Below are 16,111 nucleotides of genomic sequence, written 5' to 3'. Positions count from 1 at the left end.
TGTCACTTCTGTTGGATACTGAATGTCTCTAACAGCGGCTTTCGGAACACGATCATCAGGAGCAGCGGGGGTAAAAGCGTCAGCGTGGAGCCGGCCATCACGAGCGACCACGAGAGCTGTCCGCCCTGTACGTCGCCCTGTAACAGCTGGAGGCCGACCTGCGCGACCTGATTTGCCTCGGAGTCGATGATGATCAGCGGCCAGAGATACTGGTTCCACGCGTAGACGAACATGATGATCGAGACACCGACGAGGACCCCCTTCGACATCGGAAGCAGCACGAACAGCATGAACTTCAGCGGGCCGACGCCGTCCAGCTTCGCCGTCTCGACGATGGACGTCGGGATCGACAGGAAGTGCTGGCGGAGGATGAACACCGTCGTCGCGCTCGCGAGGTATGGGACCGTGATTGCGAGGATCGTGTTGCTCCACCCGAGGTCGTTCATCAGCTGGAACAGTGGGATGAACCGGACGGGAACTGGCAGAAGCAGTGTGAACAAAATAAACAGGAACACGAGGTCCTTGTACGGGACCCGGTAGTAGACGATCGCCATCGCTGCGAACACCGAGATGATGAGCTTCCCGACGACGATCACGACCGACATCGCCAACGAGTTCCACATGAAGCGGCCGAACTGATAGTCCACGAGCACTTCGCGGTAGTTCTCAACGGCGTAACCCCCGGGGAGGAGGTCGACGACGCTGGTGACGACCCCGGACTGTTTCGTGCTGACGGCCAGCGCGACGGCGATCGGGAACACCACCGCCACGACGAGGAGCAGGAGCTGGAAGTGGGTCCCGAGATCGTCTTCGTGGATCCGCTGCGTCTCGTAGTTGCCTCTCAGCGCGTCGACCCGCCGTTTCGCGTATTGGAGTACTCCGACCATCTTAGCCACCGTAATATGAGTATTTGTCCGTAATCTGGAACTGGACGAACATCAGCACGCCAACAATGACGAATAACACGACCGACTTCGCGGAGGCGATGCCGAAGTTGAAAAAGGAAAATCCTTCCTGGTACAGGTTGAATATCAGGATGTTAGTCGCGTTCGACGGCCCGCCGCTCGTGAGGAGGTCGACGAACGCGAACGTGCCGAAGAAGGCGTAGATCGTGTTGATGATGACGAGGAAGAATATCGTCGGCGTCATGATCGGGATGTACACAGACACGAGCCGGCGCAGCCCGCCGACTCCGTCCAGTTCGGCGGTCTCCGTGAGCGTGTCCGGCACGTTGTTCATCGCGGCGATCATGAAGATCACATTGTATCCGATCTGTTTCCAGATGGCCGCCAACGCCACGACGACGAACGCCTGCGACCCGTTGTTGAACCAGTCGACTTCGACGCCGAGCGACTCGATGGGCCCCGTCAGCACGCCGAGTGTCGGGTGAGTAATAAAGAGGAACACGAGCGCGCCGACCGCCGGCGGAAGCGCGTACGGCCAGATCACGGAGATCAGGTAGAGCCCCTGACCCGTGTCGACCTCGTGGATGAGGAAGGTCAGGTACAGCGACACGACGACAACGCCGCCGACGACGACGGCCGCGAAGACGACCGAGATGATAATGCTCTGATGGTACCCTGAACTGGTCAACAGCTCGACGTAGTTCTCGAGCCCGACGAACACCTCGGCCCGTCCGAAGCTTGAGTCGAAGAAGCTGGTCCGAAACGCCAGCGCCGTCGGGTAATAGAGGAACACCACCGTGACGAGGAGCGTCGGCAGCAACAGCAACCCCGACTCGATCCGACTGTCGAATATTTCGCGTGTGGACATTCGTGTGAGATAACGTTGTGTGGGTTGGATGGGGTGGGTTCGAATTGTTTAGAGCTGGCGTGCGTCGGCCTCGTCAGTTGTAGTAGCCGTCCAGCACGTCTTCGACCTCCGTTTTGAGCGCTTCAATCTCGGCGTCCATGTCGTCGGCGTTCAGGATATCGACGGACTTGTCCTGGATCACCGTCTGAACGTTCCGCGCCGGGCCGAGGAGCGCGCGCTTCGTTGCCGGGTCGCTCGCATCCCCGCTCTGGAGCTGATCGAGGGCGACGCCGTACATCGGGTTCTCTTCGAACCAGCCCTCCTCACGAAGCGAGTCGACCGACGGCTGCGTGATCGGGTAGTACCCCGACCCCTTGTGCCACTGCGTCTGGACCTCCGGTTCGGACATGTACTCTAAGAGCTGGCCGATGTCCTCGTACCGCGACTCGGGGAGGCCGTCAGGTACGTAAAACGAGGCACCACCGATCACGGGGCCGACGCGCGTGTCGCTGATGCTCGGATACGGGGCGGCGCCGACCTCGAAACCGTCTGAGTCTGCAATGAGTCCGGCGACTGACGCGGTGCTTGTCAGCAGCATCGCCGACTCCTGTTCGGTGAAGAGCGACGTGGCCTCGCCCCACGCCTCAATTCCCGGATTCGTGTAGAGGTCGTCTTCGGCCATCCCCCTCCACCACTCGAACATGTCGTAGGCCGCGTCCGGCGTTCGGAACTCGGAGGGCTCGCCGGCGTGGCCGTTCTCGGCGTCCGTCATCAGCTCGCCTTCGAACCCGTACCACGTCTCAACGAACCACACGTGGTTCGGCCAGGTGATCCCGAACTGCGTCACGTCTTGATCGACGAGCTGCTCCGATGCGCTCCTGACCTCGGCCAGCGTCTGCGGCGGGTCGTCGGGGTCGAGCCCCGCCTCCTCGAAAGCATCCCGATTGATGTACATGATAGCGTTGGAGTTGTTGAACGGGAGTGAGGCGAGCTCACCGTCAACGGTGAAGAACTCAGCGACGTTGTCGAGGAAAACGCCCGAATCGAAGTCGTCGGGGAGGATCTCCTCGACGGGACGGACTTGGTCCGTGTCCAGCACCTGTTGTGCGAACAGACTGTCGACTTGAAGCATGTCCGAGACATTCCCTGAGTCGAACGCAGACAATGTGTTCGTCAGGACGTTCTCGTAGCTGTCCTGGAACTCCATGTTAACCGGTTTCCCTGTCTCGTCTTCGAAGTCAGATCCGATTTGGTCGAGCGTCTCCCCGTTCGTCCCGCCCATAGCGTGCCAGACGGTGAGTTCCTCGGCGATCGGAGAGAACTCCGCTCCGCCGCTGCCGCTGCTGCCTCCGAGACAACCGGCAAGGCCTGTCGCTGCGGCGAGCGCGGCGCCAGTGGTCGTGAGGGTGTTCCGCCGTGAGATACCATTTGAACTCCCGCGAGTTGGAGCCATACACGTCAATCATTCCGAACGAAGTTCATAACTGTTGATAATAGTTCTCCCGAGCGGCACGGTTCAATCCATGTTAACATACACTAGTCAATAGGAATACATACCTCCGCGTATCGCTCCAGAACATACCCGACGGTTCGGCGGCCGACGCTCACTCCGACAGCAGCGTCGAGTAGTCGGCGATGAGCCCGTCGACGCCGGCCTCGACGAGGCGTTCCGCCTGATACCACGTCTCGACCGTCCAAACGTTGACAGCGCGTCCGTCCGTCCGAGCGGCTTCGACGATGTCGGTGCCGCCGAACCGCGAGTCGTCGAAGAAGGGAGTCCGTCGGACCATCTCCGCAGGCGGGTGAACCGCCGCGGCGTCGTACCGCTCGGCGATGGAGATCCCGTCCTCAACCGAGTCCCACAGGATCGGCGCGACCGGGTACGTCGACCGCTCGGCTGCGACCGCGACCGCCGCTTCGTAGAATGACGAGAGGAGGACCTCGTGATCGGTCGCATCCAATGCTGCGAGAACTCGGTCGACGAATGGGCCCCAGATCGATTTCCGCGCTTCGAGATCCCTCTCAGAGAGCTTCTCCCCGAACCGGAGCGACCCGCTGCCGGGGTTCTTCAACTCGACGTTGACGCCGACATCCGTCGGGATCGCAGCGAGCATCTCATTGAGCCGGGGCACTGTCTCTCCGCTTCCGAGCACCTCTGCGCTCGTGACCGTCTCCGTATCCGTCTCCCACACGACGCCGTCGACGTCCGTAACCCCCGGCTCGTCCCCGTCGCGACCCGCGAGCTCGTCGTCGTGGAACACCACGACATCGCCCTCACTGGTGGCGACGACATCGAACTCGACGAAATCGGCGCGGCCGCCGGGGCCGTCCTCACGCGCTGCCGCCCGCGCGGCTGTAAGCGTGTTTTCGGGGTTTTCCCCCGCGAAACCCCGATGCGCGACGAGCGTCGGGTTGTCCGTTGGCGAGGGAGGTGGGTCGTCGGTCACAGTTTGGGTGTCCTCATTGGTCCCGCCGTCGGTCAGTCGACGTGCGCCACGCGCGACGGCGAGGCCGCCGATCCCCGCGGCGCCCGCGGTCCCGACTAATACTGCTCGACGAGGGTGGGAGCTGGCATCCGGGCAGGCGTCCCCGTCGACGCTCCTCACGTCGGCCCCGGCGGCGACGCCTTCTTCAATCTCCTCGCAGCGAGACCCAGACGAGACCCCACACGCTGGACACGCTAACCGATCAAAGCAATCCATAGGCTGACGACGAGATCGTGGTAATTAACGGCTGCTATGAGTGGTATTGACCGATACGTAATCGGCGAGCGAGCGTCCCGTCGACTTGAGAACTTATATGTGATGTATATCCGTCTCAATAGCTCAACACGGGTCTGAGAGTACTTCTCAGATTGCCTATCAAGAGCCGCTGTGCCTGAAGTAACAGCTATACCGATCCCACTCGCTTGTGGGGGTGTGACTGAATCCGATGAGCGGACGGACCACCAGATCGCGTTCGTGTGCGTCCAAAACGCAGGACGGAGCCAAATGGCGGCGGCGTTCGCTGAGCGCGAGCGCGACCGTCGCGATGTGGGGGATCAAATTACGATCGTTACCGGTGGCACACAGCCCGCAGACCACGTCCACGAGATCGTCGTCGAAGCAATGAGAGAGCGAAACATCGATCTCAGCGACCGAACGCCGCGAGAGGTGACGCCAGACGAGCTACAGGCGGTCGATGTCGTCGTCACGATGGGGTGTTCGGCATCGGACGTGTGCCCGGCGACGTGGAACGGCGAGAATCGCGATTGGGGGCTCGATGATCCCCACGAGCGCCCGATCGAGCAGGTTCGTGAGATCCGTGACGAGATCGAAGAACGTGTCGTCTCGCTGTTCGACGAACTCCTGTCGCAGACGCCGTCCGTGGAGTGACGATTGGCAGGGTCGTCAGCCGAAACGACCCCTGTCGACATCCCCTAACAGCAGCTATCGTCGTCGGCGCCGCAGACGCTCGCGTAGTCGATTCCGGTCTCGTCGCCGATCGCCTCGTTACACTGTATTACCACCGTGGTGAACGCGAACTCCGAGGAGGACTCTTTCGCCGTCGCGAGCTCTTCGCCGAGCGCCTCGGCGGCCGCGACGACCTCTTCGTCCGTCACTTCGGATTCGCTGGCGTCGTGACCGGAAGCGCTCAACAGCACCCACCTCCGGTGGACCGCGCGAACTCCTCGCCGATTTCGTCGCTAACGGCGTCGTTCGTTCGCTGAAGCAGTTCTATCAAATCGGCCTGTGCGGCCTGCTGACGCTGGATCGTCTCGTTGTTCGACATTTCGGTCTGGAGCTGCTTCAGCTCGGCCATCACCGACTCGTCGAAACCGCCGCGTTGCATCTGCTGTTGCTTCTGCTGGTACTCGCGGAGCAGCGCCATTGCGTCGTCATCGCCCTGTAACGCCTCGTCGGCCGCGACGAACTGTTGATACGTCTCAGACTCGCTGAGCGTGTCGAGGAACTCGCGGAGGGCCGCCTCGACGTTGGCTTCTACGTCTTCCTCATCGGGTACGCCCACGCTGTCCTCGGCCGCACCTTCCACGTCCTGTGCGTCGCTCACGAGGGCGTCACCTCCGGTGCGTCCGCTTCGATAACGTCTGCGAGTCCGGTAATCTCCTCACCGAAGGCGCTGAGTTCGTCGAGCCCGATCGGTTCGTCCTGCCGGAGCGGCGCCAACATCAACGGCGCGTCGAACCGGTCACGGATCTCGTCGAGATACTGCGCCTGCTGAGCGCGCCGATTCGCGAAGAAGGCGTTGTCGCCGTACTCCTCAGGGAGGAGGTAGTTGGCGACGACCAGCGAGGTCTCGATGCCGACCTGATCTTTGAGGTCGGCGGCGGCCCGGTAGGCTTCCATCATAGGCGTGTACTCGGGGTACATCACGAACGCGAACGTGCTCCGTTCGGGGTCTTTCATCGTCTCGATGACCTCGTCGTATTGGTCGCCTTTGGCGGGCGCGGCGCCCTTCGTCAGCGAGCCGAGGTCCATGAACCCCTTCCAGTCGGAGGGGAGTTCGAGCAAGCGAAGGGTGTGGCCTGTCGGCGCCGTGTCGAAGACGACCACGTCGTAGCCGTCCTCGTCGAAGTAGCTCACGAACTTTTCGAGCGCGGCCATCTCCTCGGCACAGGGCGATTCCAGTTCCTCTTCGACGTTCGCGATCGCGGCGTCGACGTCGATCTGCGTGTCCTCTTTGTTATTGTACATCTCGGTGACGTGGTCGAGGACTTGCTCGCGGTACTCCGCAAGCGCTTTTTCTTGGTCGATTCGCGCCGCGTCGAGGTTCTCCTGGCCGACCGAGGTGGGTTCGTGGCCCACGGGCTCACCGAAGATGTCCTCTAAGTGCGCGGCCGGATCGGTCGTGACGACAAGCGTTTCGTGGCCCGCCTCAGCGAGTTTCGTCGCTGCCGTCGAGGCGACCGTGCTCTTGCCGACGCCGCCCTTCCCGGTGAAAAAGAGGTACTGCGTCTCCTCGCCCGGCGTGAGCTGGTCGACAACCGCGTCGGCGTCCGCCATCGAATCGAACTCGACCGCACCGTCAGCGTCCACGTCGGTCGCGGTCCCGACGTCGACGGTCGCCTCCGTGCCGTCGTAGAGGACACCGCCCACGTCAGCGAGCAGGTCGAGCCCGGCTATCTCGCCGGGCTGGAGCGGGTACGTCGCCGTCGCGTCCGCGTCGAACTCCTCTCGGGCGCGCTCGATAACGGCCTGCTCGTCCGCGCGTTTCCCCTCGAAGAAGGGGTCCTCGCACACCGACTCTGGGAGGTAGCCGTTGAGGATCAACAGCTGCGACTCGATCCCGAGGTCGCCGAGGTCGCTCGCGCTGCGTTCGATCTCGTCGATCGAGGAGTCCTCTGGCTTGCCGACGAACGCGAACGAGGTGCGCTCGTCGTCTTGGAGTGTGTCGATCGCGCGCTCGTAATCCTGTTTTTTGTCCTCCATCGAGGCCGCCGGCCCGATACAGGTCGAGCCGCCCTTCTCGAGTTCGGCGTTCCAGTCGGAGGGGAGCTCCATCAGCCGGATGGTGTGGCCCGTCGGTGCGGTGTCGAAGACGACGACGTCGTACTCCGGGCTGTCCATGAAGTCGACGAAGTTGTCGAAGGCGGCGATCTCCTCGACGCAGGGGCTGTTGAGTTGCTCTTCGACCGTCTGGATCTCCTCTTCACCGAGCAGTTCGCGCATCGGCTCGATCGTCTCCTGACGGTACTCCTCGGCGGCGGTGTCCGGGTCGATCTCGATCGCCGAGAGGTTCTCGATCCCGTCGATCGCGGTGACCTCGTGGCCGATCGACTGCCCGAAGATGTCCGAGAGATTCGGGGCAGGGTCGGTGGTCACCAGCAGCGTCTCGTAGTCGTTGTCGGCGAGCCACGTCGCGGTCGCACAGCTCACCGTGCTCTTGCCGACGCCGCCCTTCCCGCTGAAGAAAACGAACTCGGTGTCGTCGCTACTTGGTTCGACGACCTCACGCGCGCTCGTCGCTGTCGACTGTGATTGTGCCATTTATTAGGCCTCCTGTGGCGCGGCGTTGCCGTCGATGGCCGCGGTCAGTTCGTCGTATGAGAGGTACTCGCCCTCGGCGACGATCTCGTCGTCGACGACCGTGATCGGGAGGATCGACGGTCCGTCCTCCTGAACGCGGTCGTAGATCCGCTGCGTTTCGAGGAACTGATCGATGTTGTGCTGCATGTTCGCCCGGTTGACTTCGAGCTCGTCGAACGCGTCTTCGAGCTGGTCAAGCGCCGCGCTGACCTCGACGAGTTCGTCGTCGGGGTCGGGACCGCAGACGCCGGTGGAGCAACACATCGCTTCTTCGTACAGGGTGAGTTCGGTCATGATTGAGTCGGATCGCGGTCGTACGTCTGATGTATCGTTCACAGCAGGACACGTTTGTTTGTCCTCTCTGTGGCCAATTCATTTGAACAAACTCTCATACAATTATAAGCTCTTCGGTCGGATATCTCCACATCGGTCGCATAGTCATTTCATCTTGAACGGCCGAGACCCCCCGATCACCCGATAAATCCGTTAGTGGCCCACGATCCTGGGTCGTCGACACACGTCGTGGTTCGACACTTCGACGCCGGGGCACTCACGAGGACGAGCGCACTTTCGACATCACCGTTCTGGATCTGCCGCGTCGCAGTCGGCGGAATCCAAACCGCGTCGCCGGCTTCGAGTTCGACGGATTCATCGTCGATAACGATGGTAGCTTCACCCTCTAAGAGGACGTATATTTCCTCGTGATCCTCCGCGGCGTGGTCGTGCGACTTATTCCGCCATCCGGGTTCACAGCGCGCGATTGACACGCCGACCTGCTCGCTATCGAGCGAGTCGGTAAGCGGCCGCATCGCGCCCGAGGTGGTCTCGATGTCGGTGTAATTGACCCGTTTGTAGGAACCGGTCACGGCGAACACCCTGTAGCGGCGCATTCGGCCGTATCGTTGCTCGAGCCTGCCGAGATGGTCGTTGTCGACCGCCAGACATCCACCACAAGTCTCGTCTTTTTCATACGAGACTATATTTGAGAGATTACTATATTGTTTTCGCTGTCCAGCTATCAGTTGAGACGGCGCTCCGCAACGTTTAATCCCGGCTTGGTTCAATTGTTTGTATGTCATCTACCGAGCGTTTACAGCGGTACGTCGCCGACGAATGTGGCTCCTGTACCGATGAAGACCTCGCCGACCGGTTAGCGGAGCTAGAAGAACTGAACGAGAGCGTCGGTGGATCCGACCTGGCGACCGATATTGAGCTGCTGTCGGCGCTCGGCAACGAGACGCGATACAAGATCGTCCGGATGCTCCACGCTGCTGACGACGAGGAGCTGTGCGTCTGCGAACTCTCGCCACTCTTAGACGTGAGCGACAGCGCGATCAGCCACGCCCTCTCGCAGCTCACTGACGCCGGCCTCGTCACGCGCCGGAAGGAAGGGAAGTGGCGGATGTATCGCGCCACGCCGCGCGCGAACGCCGTCCTCGTCGCGCTCGACGGGTCGAGGTCGCTGTAAGAAGGGTCCCGGCTCAGAGGAAGCTGAGACGTTCTGTCAGCGCTACAGTCGCCGGTGGCAGATCGAGAGTGAGTACAAATCGAACAAAGGTGATTTTCTCGCGAAGACCTCCTCGAAAGACTACCGCGTTCGCCTATTCTACTTCGTATTCGCGGTCCTCTTGTACAATATCTGGCGGCTCACCGACTTCCTGCTGAAAGCGGACATCGACGGCGAGATGGGCTAGTCACCTGTGATTAGTGTAGGCGAGTGTGTTGAACTCGTTGCCTCGGCGTTGATCCCGCACGACTAACCCGCTGAGATCTAGTTGGGTCCGCCCCTCAAGAGTGACAACCGTATTCAGCAGCGCCAAAATCCGCGCAATTTCCTACGCTCGTCCGGTAGTTCGAGAGTAAGAATTCAAAATCTATCTCCGACCGCTGAGAATTACCACGACTTGATGCTAATTCGACTTAAAACTGGTCTATCCTCCGAAACTGTGGCAACTCCACGGCTCAGTTTTGGTATAGCGATATATAATTTATAAGTCCGGTTTCTTGGCTATTAACGCTGCTACTACTGGAATTCGGCACTTCAGGCAAATACGCGTCTGAACGTGATTACACGAATAATCACGACCACTTTGACGTACCCCGACGCCGTCGGTGAAGCACGAATCTGCAATCGGCTCAGAAAGACGCTTCCCTCGGGGTAGAGTCGCCAAGACAGAGGTTCGGGATTTCGATGAGTTTCCTCAGCTGAGCTCGAGACGATACCAAAGAAAAGATTTCAATATAGAACGAATGGCCTCAATTTATATTAAGATGAAGCTCGAACGATGTTGTATGACCGAAGACGGATCGAACTCCGAGAGTCTAATGGAACACCAGACCACGGGTGAAGACCGGGTTCGGATGACCGCCCGGCAGCTGTCAGAGCCGCGGACGGCCAACTGGATCGCCTCTGAAGCGGACTGGTCACACGAACCAACCAAGCGCGTCCTCGAACGGCTCGTCGACGACGGTATTCTCCATCGTGACGAGAGCGGCACCCACACGACGTACTACCCTGATTATCGCCGTCAGGCGATGCAGGAGGCGATGCGCCTTCGGGACAGCGGGCACACTGTCGAGGAACTCACGGACCGACTCGCCGATATGAAGACGCAGATCCGCGACTGGGAGGACGAATTCGGCGTTGAGTCTCCGAACCAACTTCGCGGAACGCTCGCTGACGAGTCCCTTGACGCTGACGAGGAAGACCGTCGCCGTGAGATTGCCCGTGAGTGGGAGCACCTTCAGCGGCGTATTCAGATCGTTGGCTTTGCCATCCGCGAATGGGACTTCCTCGCTCCGACGACAGGACCTGCCGAGGCTAACAGCTAACGGATGTCTGTCCCGCATCCAGGTGGTGATCCGAACGCGAACCTCTATGCGCAGCTAAAGCGGGATGTCCTCGATCGTGTGCCACAGGTCACGGCGGTTGAGTCCGTTCCTGATGATATTGAAGCCAAGCAGCTGCGAGCGATTTTCGATCCAGCCCGTCTTGACCCTCCGACAGGCCCGGATTCACCGGAACTCACCATCAAGTGGTATCGACAGGATCCAGACGATTGGTTCCGTATCAACTACACGGATCCGAACACGGGCTTTCACGCCGGCTGGCACCAAGACGAGGACCATCCCGATCTGGGACAGGCGCATTTTCAATACTCAACCGCCAATACGGAGGACCGCTGGGGAATTAGATTCAAGCACGAGACACCCTCCCTGATCCTTTGGGAAATCATCGAAGAACTTCTCGAGGACGTCCGTCCGACCTACCAGTACGCGAACTAAGAATCATGACTTCGGGTACACCTCGAAACCGTTCCGATCAGACACTTGCGGGTTCCTTCGAGCGCTACCTCCAGGACAAGGGGAAAGGCCGCGGTGGGGACGGTGGGAATTATCGACGGAACGCCGCTCGCGAACTCGAGCGGTTCGCCGAGTGGGCCGCCGCCGATCGGGGTAACGACGCTTGGACCGGGGTCGTCCCCGACAACGTCGACCGCGACCTCACCTTCGAGGATCTCGACGAACGCGTCTTCCGCGAATACGCCCGGCACCTCGCTGGTGATCGTGGCCTCAAACAGAACACCGTTCAAACCTATTATCGCTATATCTCTGCGTGGTGTGGCTGGTGTGTCAACGAGGGCTATCTCGAGGCGCATTACGCGCAGCGGGCGAGTGCGATGGCGCCGCTGCCGGAGGACGACGGCCGCAAGCCCGGTGACCAGCAGGCCTGGACGTCCGAACAGCGCCACGCCCTCACCCGCCACGTCGACGAACGGGCCCGCGACGCTGTCGAGGCGTACACGACACTCCCGGAGGATACTGCCCCTCTCGACAAGCAGCGAGCACGCTACGCGGCGCTGAAGGCGGCGCGTGACCGGGCACTGGTGTTCGTTCTCGCGTACACCGCCGTCCGCGTCGGCGAACTCCTCCGGGACCCGAACGACCCGCGCCGGCGCGGCGTCCGCTGGGAGGACCTCTCGCTTGACGACGGGAGTATGGACGTCTACCGGAAGAAACAGCAGTGGGACGCCGCGAGTCTCCCCGACCCAGTGATCTCACCACTGCGGGGCTACCGCCAGCTGGTGGACCCGCCAACGGAGCGCTGGCCGGTCTTTCCGACGTTCGACCAACGAACACTTGGGGAGCTCGTCCAGGATGAACTCGAAGACCGAGGGGAACGCCCAGAGGCAATTACTGAGCGGCGTGATGAGTACGCTCGCGACCTCCTACTGGCACTCGATAAGGACATCCGCCCGCCGTCGATCACGACGGACGGGGCACGATCGACTCTCCAACGTCTCTCGAAGGCCGAAGAGATCGATATCGACCATCCGAAACATGACTATCTCGCTCCGCACGGTGGTCGTCGTGGGATGGGAGAAGTTCTCGTTCGAGCCTTTGGGTATACCATCGCGGCTCGATACTTGGATAATTCGGAAGAGATGGTGCGAGAACGGTACTCACATATCGAGGCCGGCGAACTCGGCGACGTTGCCACAGAAGCGCTCTCAGAGGTAGATGGTTCGGCACACAAAAGCCACGAGTAGCTGACTCAGAGAGAGCTATCTACCTGGTATGACACGGTGAACAGTGGCTTTAGCATCATTCGGTATTCCCCCTATCCTGCGGTTGCGAAGGCAATTGGCAGCCACAGGTACGTGAGTACGATGATTGCGATAATGCCGAGTAGGTTCAACCACAGACCGATTCGCGACATCTGAGGAATAGTGACGTAGCCACTGCCGAAAACAACCGCGTTAGGCGGTGTCGCTACCGGAAGCATAAACGCCATTGAGGCCGCGAGCGCTGCAGTCGCCATCAGCATAAGCGGCGACTCACCGATGGTTATCCCGAGGCTGATCATAATCGGCATAAAAACCGTCGCTGTCGCCGTATTTGAGGTGACTTCCGTGAGGAATACCACGACTATGGCGATCACAAGAACGAGCACGACCAGTGGAACTCCCGCAACGCCGGCGAAACCTTCCGCGATGACGGTGTCAAGTCCACTCTCTCGAAATGCGTTTGCCAGTGAAAACCCTGCCCCGAGGAGCAAGAGCACACCCCATGGCAAACGGGCCACATCGCTCCAGTCGAGCAGAAACTCACGAGCTTCGTAGTCAACCGGAATGACGAACAGGAGTATTCCGCCAACGATAGCAACGACTGTGTCTGTGATCGCTGGGAACAGTGGTTGGAGGACAAATGGCCGGAGGAGCCATCCAGCTGCGACGAGCGTGAAGACCGCCAACATTCGTCGCTCGCCGCGAGAGATCCCCCCGAGTCCTTCACGTTGTGTTCGAATAACGTCTTCAGCACCCTGTTCGATCGGAATCTCCGGTCGGAGGAGTTTCACCAGCAACAGCCACGTGACGAACAGGAACACGATCGAGAGCGGCCCTGCGAACACGAGCCAGTCGAGGAAGCTGATCTGTATGTCCAGACGGGATTCTGCCACGCCTGCGAAGACGGCGTTCGGAGGACTCCCGATCAGGGTCGCCACACCACCGATCGATGCACTGTACGCAATTCCGAGCATTAATGCGAGCCCGAAACCAGTCGTAGGACGATCAGCCGGCACTCCGCGAACTCCGACGAGGAGGTCATTTTCTTCGTCTCCCTCTGTCGGTTTTCGGTCGTGCTCATCGACAGCCCCGACCGAAACGATAACTGCAATCCCAATCGGCACCATTAGCATCGCCGTCGCGGAGTTCGAGATCCACATCGAGAGGAACGCCGTCGCTATCATGAACCCAAGTAGGAGTCGGTCGGCTCGAACGCCGACGAGGCTCACAACGGTGAGTGCGATCCGTCTGTGGAGATCCCAGCGTTCGATTCCGAGTGCAAGGAGGAATCCACCCAGGAGAAGGAAGACAACTGGGTCAGCATACGGTGCCGTTGCTCCGGTGGCACTAACCACACCGGTTATCGGGAAGAGAACGATTGGGAGGAGGCTCGTCGCGGGAATCGGGATCGCTTCAGTCACCCACCAGGCGGCGATCCAGAGAGTGCTTGCGAGCGCTGCATTTGCGGACGGGGGAATATCGAACGGTGAAAACAAGAGACTACCAGCGAACAGTGCCGGCCCTAGAACCAATCCGATCTGTTGTCGGGTGACGAGATCAGAGAACCGATTTCGAGTGACCATCGCTAGGCTGGATCAGTTTACGAGAGGGGTGTAAACGCGGCTATTACGGTCATAGACAGTGTTTCATCGGCTTCGATGGTTAGGCTGAACTCTTCTATCATACCGAACGGTCAATATCCAACATCAAAAACTTCGGTTCCGCTATCCGAGTTGGAGCAGGCCGCCACTATTCTATTCACCCCGATATTTTCGATGCTCGCAGACCTCGCCTGAGGATTTCAACATAGCCTGGATTTCAATTAAGAAAGCAGGTTACGTCAATCGGTCAATTTGGAACCGATCAACACTCAGTCTCGTTTAGATCTTCATATTCTACTTCACCACTGAGAATTTGCTCGCCGAACGCAGTAATACTGTATGCGGGCTCCTCTTCGTGGCGCTCGGCAAGCTCATGATCGACAAATACCTGACAGCGCTGAGAAATCCACTGGCGACTAAAATCCGTATTGATCTCGAGGTTTTTCGCTGTGTGCCAGCCTGCGTACTCGCCTAGTTCTTCGAGAATGTAGGGGTCGGCAGGTACCGCCCAGCTGACTTCCCGATACATGCGTATAGGTGTCTTTTGTTGTGAACCGATGTATATGTCTCTCGATACGTCGTTTGCGCATCTTATAAGATGCTAGAGAAGACAATCAAATGCTTAAGAATACGTTCGAATGTTCAAGTTCATATACTGGGTCTGTTTTGATAGAACCGAACGCTGATTCCAACAATCCGATTCGAGCCCGTGATCTGTCGGACGGTGGAACAGCTGACTAAAGACACGTATGCCAGAGTCAGACACCACATCTAACCAGAAAACGTCGAAAAGCACCACACGATTGGGTCTAAAGCTCTTTTTCACCATCACTGCTCTTTCAATCACCGCAGTTGAACCAGCACTTGCTCAGGAAACGTCACAGAGTGCTGTATGTAGCGCTGATAATCTCCCTGGAATGATCGAGGGCTTCTTTCAGCTAACTACTGCGCTGGGCATTGTTGGTCTCGCGGTCGTTTGGCAAGCTGATTCCCTGATCGAGATGTTCACACTCAATCCCGACCAGAAGAAGGGACTCAAGCAGCACAAGCGTTCGGCAATGAAGTCCACAGTGGTTCTCGTTGTCCTCGGTCCACTGTACACCGTCGCGGGATCGATGATGGGCCTTCCACTGGCGCAGTGTGTTGACCTCGTCCCCTGGTAAGCCATTCACTCCGCTCTCATCTTGAGACCCCTACAACAACGCAAACTAACCGTACTCATCGCAGCGCTCTGCGTAACTAGCCTAGTCACGGGTATCGTCTCGGCGACTCCGCCGCGACCGGGTACGGAAGATAATGGACTCACTGAGAACGAATCAGCGACGCTCTGGTCTCGCGATGCGGACAATTACGTCAGTCAAGAGGAGTACCGCCAACGCTACGGTGACGAGCGGACATCGATCCACCAGCTTGCGAACGGGACAGATATTACGTTCAAGCGCCCGCCCGAGACTGCTGCGACGTGGACTCGAAACGATTTTGCGGATCTCGAAGCCGGTGGGTTGGATACGTCTGTCCACCCACCTCACGCATCCCTCGAAGATGGTGTCTTCATCGAGGACGCTCACGCGACAGTGTTCGCGGTTCAGCCGTCGACCCGGGGGCACCTCGAATCCGGTGAAAAACCACTGTACATCGCCCCGAATGGCACGATGCGTGGGTTCGTCGATTACCGCGTCCGTATCCCACACGGGAGTTCCTCAGGGAACAGCACTACCCAGTGGTCGCTCACGGACCACGAGATCGAGGAAGTTCGGTTACAAAACGACGGGGAAACCATCGCGAGGAGCGATGGATCGCACACGCCAGCTATCGACTACCAGATCGACGACGACTGGAGGACAACCCTCACCCTCGAAGCAGAGATCCATGTCCGGCTGAAGAAGACGATCCGGACCGACGCGGTCAACGGAACCACTGTTGATGTCGTCTATCGAGAGGAGACGCGAAACGTCTCGGACTCAATTGACGTTGAGATCTACGACCTCTCTGCGTCCTCCTATTACGCTGAGTATCCAAACGGTGATTCCGGCGTTGCTATCTTCCAGTCTCGCCCTTGGCAGGGGTACACGCTTACTGAAGAAGGTGACACGAGAGTTCGTGGTGTCTGGCGATTCTACACTGCCCGCAACACCAGCTGGGATACACTCGTGCGATCTGGCCG

The 16,111-nt window shown here is 59.4% G+C and carries 17 protein-coding genes and 2 pseudogenes; 8 read left to right on the top strand and 11 right to left on the bottom strand.

Annotated features, from left to right (window positions below; genetic code table 11):
• Positions 1 to 2: 2 nt before the first annotated feature.
• The 4 genes from DVK07_RS16225 to DVK07_RS16210 all read right to left on the bottom strand — a co-directional run bounded on the left by DVK07_RS16225 (position 3) and on the right by DVK07_RS16210 (position 4,358).
• Positions 3 to 887, bottom strand: coding sequence for a carbohydrate ABC transporter permease (locus DVK07_RS16225; RefSeq protein ID WP_007344112.1), 885 nt, complete (start codon positions 885 to 887; stop codon positions 3 to 5).
• 1 nt (position 888) lies between these two features.
• Positions 889 to 1,773 carry a carbohydrate ABC transporter permease gene (locus DVK07_RS16220; RefSeq protein ID WP_121598002.1) on the bottom strand — a complete coding sequence of 295 codons (885 nt, stop codon included), beginning with the start codon at positions 1,771 to 1,773 and terminating at the stop codon, positions 889 to 891.
• Between the two features lie 73 nt (positions 1,774 to 1,846).
• On the bottom strand, positions 1,847 to 3,034 hold the full coding sequence (locus DVK07_RS16215; protein WP_121598001.1) for an ABC transporter substrate-binding protein: 1,188 nt from the start codon (positions 3,032 to 3,034) through the stop codon (positions 1,847 to 1,849).
• Positions 3,035 to 3,356: 322 nt separating this feature from the next.
• On the bottom strand, positions 3,357 to 4,358 hold the full coding sequence (locus tag DVK07_RS16210) for a glycerophosphodiester phosphodiesterase (protein WP_233565469.1): 1,002 nt from the start codon (positions 4,356 to 4,358) through the stop codon (positions 3,357 to 3,359).
• A gap of 345 nt (positions 4,359 to 4,703) precedes the next feature.
• Between DVK07_RS16210 and DVK07_RS16205 the strand changes: the two genes are divergently transcribed.
• The gene (locus DVK07_RS16205) at positions 4,704 to 5,126 is read left to right on the top strand and encodes a low molecular weight phosphatase family protein (protein ID WP_255410491.1); all 423 of its coding nucleotides are present in this window, start codon (positions 4,704 to 4,706) and stop codon (positions 5,124 to 5,126) included.
• Positions 5,127 to 5,170: 44 nt separating this feature from the next.
• Here DVK07_RS16205 and hcsS read toward each other — a convergent pair whose 3' ends face one another.
• The 5 genes from hcsS to DVK07_RS16180 all read right to left on the bottom strand — a co-directional run bounded on the left by hcsS (position 5,171) and on the right by DVK07_RS16180 (position 8,668).
• The gene (hcsS, locus tag DVK07_RS16200; RefSeq protein ID WP_121597998.1) at positions 5,171 to 5,395 is read right to left on the bottom strand and encodes a halo-CC-star protein HcsS; all 225 of its coding nucleotides are present in this window, start codon (positions 5,393 to 5,395) and stop codon (positions 5,171 to 5,173) included.
• Positions 5,386 to 5,802, bottom strand: coding sequence for a halo-CC-star protein HcsL (gene hcsL / locus DVK07_RS16195; RefSeq protein WP_007344102.1), 417 nt, complete (start codon positions 5,800 to 5,802; stop codon positions 5,386 to 5,388). The genes hcsS and hcsL overlap by 10 nt, the downstream gene beginning before the upstream one ends.
• Positions 5,799 to 7,739 carry an arsenical pump-driving ATPase gene (gene arsA / locus DVK07_RS16190; RefSeq protein WP_121597997.1) on the bottom strand — a complete coding sequence of 647 codons (1,941 nt, stop codon included), beginning with the start codon at positions 7,737 to 7,739 and terminating at the stop codon, positions 5,799 to 5,801. The genes hcsL and arsA overlap by 4 nt, the downstream gene beginning before the upstream one ends.
• A gap of 3 nt (positions 7,740 to 7,742) precedes the next feature.
• Positions 7,743 to 8,072: an arsenite efflux transporter metallochaperone ArsD gene (gene arsD, locus DVK07_RS16185; protein WP_094519407.1), complete on the bottom strand. Its 330-nt coding sequence runs from the start codon at positions 8,070 to 8,072 to the stop codon at positions 7,743 to 7,745.
• Between the two features lie 176 nt (positions 8,073 to 8,248).
• Positions 8,249 to 8,668, bottom strand: coding sequence for a cupin domain-containing protein (locus tag DVK07_RS16180; RefSeq protein WP_121597996.1), 420 nt, complete (start codon positions 8,666 to 8,668; stop codon positions 8,249 to 8,251).
• A gap of 182 nt (positions 8,669 to 8,850) precedes the next feature.
• On the opposite strand from DVK07_RS16180, the gene DVK07_RS16175 reads away from it, so the two are divergent.
• The 5 genes and pseudogenes from DVK07_RS16175 (at position 8,851) to DVK07_RS16155 (ending at position 12,328) form a co-directional block, all read left to right on the top strand.
• Positions 8,851 to 9,246, top strand: coding sequence for a metalloregulator ArsR/SmtB family transcription factor (locus tag DVK07_RS16175; protein WP_094583148.1), 396 nt, complete (start codon positions 8,851 to 8,853; stop codon positions 9,244 to 9,246).
• 16 nt (positions 9,247 to 9,262) lie between these two features.
• A pseudogene (locus DVK07_RS23705) lies at positions 9,263 to 9,538 on the top strand (transposase); the annotation flags it as partial.
• A gap of 490 nt (positions 9,539 to 10,028) precedes the next feature.
• Positions 10,029 to 10,610, top strand: coding sequence for a hypothetical protein (locus DVK07_RS16165; protein ID WP_121597995.1), 582 nt, complete (start codon positions 10,029 to 10,031; stop codon positions 10,608 to 10,610).
• A 3-nt stretch (positions 10,611 to 10,613) separates the two neighbouring features.
• Complete coding sequence (locus DVK07_RS16160) at positions 10,614 to 11,063, top strand: hypothetical protein (RefSeq protein WP_121597994.1); 450 nt, start codon at positions 10,614 to 10,616, stop codon at positions 11,061 to 11,063.
• A gap of 5 nt (positions 11,064 to 11,068) precedes the next feature.
• Complete coding sequence (locus DVK07_RS16155) at positions 11,069 to 12,328, top strand: phage integrase SAM-like domain-containing protein (RefSeq protein WP_121597993.1); 1,260 nt, start codon at positions 11,069 to 11,071, stop codon at positions 12,326 to 12,328.
• Positions 12,329 to 12,399: 71 nt separating this feature from the next.
• Here the strand turns inward: DVK07_RS16155 and DVK07_RS16150 are convergent, their stop codons facing one another.
• Both DVK07_RS16150 and DVK07_RS16145 read right to left on the bottom strand, forming a co-directional pair.
• The gene (locus DVK07_RS16150; RefSeq protein WP_121597992.1) at positions 12,400 to 13,929 is read right to left on the bottom strand and encodes a DASS family sodium-coupled anion symporter; all 1,530 of its coding nucleotides are present in this window, start codon (positions 13,927 to 13,929) and stop codon (positions 12,400 to 12,402) included.
• A 280-nt stretch (positions 13,930 to 14,209) separates the two neighbouring features.
• Positions 14,210 to 14,476, bottom strand: coding sequence for a hypothetical protein (locus DVK07_RS16145; RefSeq protein WP_121597991.1), 267 nt, complete (start codon positions 14,474 to 14,476; stop codon positions 14,210 to 14,212).
• 220 nt (positions 14,477 to 14,696) lie between these two features.
• Between DVK07_RS16145 and DVK07_RS16140 the strand changes: the two genes are divergently transcribed.
• Positions 14,697 to 15,110: a hypothetical protein gene (locus DVK07_RS16140; RefSeq protein ID WP_121597990.1), complete on the top strand. Its 414-nt coding sequence runs from the start codon at positions 14,697 to 14,699 to the stop codon at positions 15,108 to 15,110.
• 21 nt (positions 15,111 to 15,131) lie between these two features.
• Positions 15,132 to 16,111 (top strand): annotated as a pseudogene (locus tag DVK07_RS16135) (hypothetical protein); the annotation flags it as partial.

Origin of the sequence: Halorubrum sp. Atlit-26R, from assembly GCF_003666015.1 — an archaeon.
Taxonomy (GTDB): Archaea; Halobacteriota; Halobacteria; order Halobacteriales; family Haloferacaceae; genus Halorubrum.
Note: the sequence above shows the minus strand (reverse complement) of the source record. Positions and strands in the feature narration are given on the sequence as shown.